The organism is Coprococcus sp. ART55/1 (assembly GCF_000210595.1).
Taxonomy (GTDB): domain Bacteria; phylum Bacillota; class Clostridia; order Lachnospirales; family Lachnospiraceae; genus Coprococcus; species Coprococcus aceti.
In genome coordinates this window covers 191,556-193,845 of record NC_021018.1, presented here as the reverse complement: position 1 = coordinate 193,845, position 2,290 = coordinate 191,556, and the positions used below count along the sequence as shown (strand labels likewise).

Annotated in this window: 3 pseudogenes; all 3 read left to right on the top strand. The window is 44.2% G+C overall.

Annotated elements, in window-relative coordinates:
* Positions 1 to 805 (top strand): annotated as a pseudogene (locus tag CCU_RS00895) (phenylalanine--tRNA ligase subunit beta); the annotation flags it as partial.
* Between the two features lie 124 nt (positions 806 to 929).
* Positions 930 to 1,996 (top strand): annotated as a pseudogene (queA, locus tag CCU_RS14645) (tRNA preQ1(34) S-adenosylmethionine ribosyltransferase-isomerase QueA).
* A gap of 100 nt (positions 1,997 to 2,096) precedes the next feature.
* A pseudogene (locus CCU_RS00885) lies at positions 2,097 to 2,290 on the top strand (alpha/beta hydrolase); the annotation flags it as partial.

Genomic DNA, 2,290 nt, shown 5'->3' with positions numbered 1-2,290 from the left:
GCTACTGCCTGCTGACAGCGAGTTCAGAAAGACAGTTACAATAGCAAATCCTCTTGGCGAGGACTTCAGTATCATGAGAACAGTATCACTGAACGGTGTTCTCACATCACTGGCAACAAATTATAATAGAAAGAACAAGATCGCAAGACTTTATGAGTTCGGAAATGTATACCTTCCAAAGTCACTTCCACTCACAGAGCTTCCAGAGGAGAGAATGAAGCTTACTATCGGTATGTATGGTCAGGGAGATTTCTTTGATCTCAAGGGAGTTCTCGAGGAGCTTACAGACAAGGTTGGTCTCAAGGGACAGGTGACATACGAGCCTGAGTCAGAGTACACATTCCTTCATCCGGGCCGTCAGGCAAAGCTCAAGAAGGGCAACCTGACAATTGGATTTATCGGACAGGTACATCCTGAGGTATGTGACAACTACAACCTTAAGGGGGAGGTATATGTTGCAGTTATAGATATGCCTACACTGGTTATGCTGTCAAGCTTCGACATCAAGTATGAAGGAATTGCAAAGTTCCCTGGAAGTACAAGAGATCTGAGTCTTGTTGTGGACAAGGAAATATTTGTCGGACAGATAGAGGAAGTCATAAAGAAATGTGGCGGCAAGCTGCTTGAGAGCTACAAGCTCTTTGATGTATATGAAGGCGAGCAGATCGCCAAGGGCAAGAAGTCAGTGGCTTACACAATGACATTCCGTGCTAAGGATAGAACACTTGAGACGTCAGAGGTCGATGGAATCATTGCCAAGATTCTCAAGGAGCTTGGAAAGCTTGGAATAGAGATCAGAGCGTAATAGGCGCTATCCTTGAAAAATTTGTGATAGTAGTATAATATGTAACTGTTTGGCGCGGAGATATTGTATATATCCAGCGTCAGACAGTTATTTTTGTGTTAATAAATATGTGAGGAATTACGATATGATGAAATTAACAGACTTTTACTATGATCTGCCACAGGAGCTTATAGCACAGGATCCACTCCTCAAGAGAAGTGAGTCACGTCTCATGGTCCTGGACAGAAAAGATAATACGATAGAGCACAAGCACTTTTATGATGTGATAGACTACCTGAATCCGGGAGACTGTCTGGTCATCAACGATACAAGGGTTCTTCCGGCGAGACTTATGGGCGTCAAGGAGGATACGGGAGCATCCATAGAGGTTCTTCTTCTGAAGAGAAAGGACGACTGTACATGGGAGACTCTGGTAAAACCGGGCAAAAAGTGTAAGGTGGGTGCTCGTATAGTATTTGGTTCAGAGTCAAATGAACCTGACCCTGAGACAGGACTTATAAAGGGCAAACTTGTGGGTGAGGTCGTCGATATAGTTGAGGAGGGCAACAGACTCATCAGATTTGAGTTCGATGGAATATTCGAGGAGATCCTTGACGAGCTGGGACAGATGCCACTCCCTCCATATATCACACATAAGCTTGAGGACAAGAACAGATATCAGACAGTTTATGCAGAGCATGACGGTTCTGCGGCAGCACCTACGCCGGACTGCATTTTACAACAGAGCTTCTTGAGCAGATCAAGGCAAAGGGAATAAAGATCGCGCATGTAACACTTCACGTCGGACTTGGAACGTTCAGACCAGTGAAGGAAGAGAACATACTAGATCACCACATGCATTCTGAGTTCTGTATCATAGAGCAGGATGCTGCTGATATGATTAACGAGACAAAGGCTGCAGGCGGAAGAGTTGTGTCCGTTGGAACGACAAGTACCAGAACTCTTGAGTCTATGTCGGACGACGATGGAACAGTTCATGCAGGCAGCAAATGGACGGATATTTTCATTTATCCGGGATACAAGTTCAAAGTTATTGACGCGCTCATCACGAATTTCCATCTGCCTGAGTCAACGCTTCTTATGCTTGTTTCTGCGCTCTACGACAGAGAGCATATACTTGAGGCGTACAAGGTGGCGGTTGAGGAGAAGTACAGATTCTTCTCATTTGGCGATGCTATGCTGATAAAATAGCAGAAGGATCAGGACGATTAGAATAAAGGCATGATGTAATAGGGGTGCTGATAATTTATATACTCTGGATGGGCCTTATATCCGGAGAGGAGACAGATACATGGGAAAGAAGATATGTGTGGTATTCCCGGGAATAGGATATCACACCGATAAGCCATTACTTTACTATAGTAAAAAATATATGATGGCACATGGATATGAGATTGTTGATGTGACATATGGCAAGCTTTCGGGACAGCTTCCGGAGAAGATACAGAAGGTATTTGATGATGGCTGGAATAAAGCACTTGATTG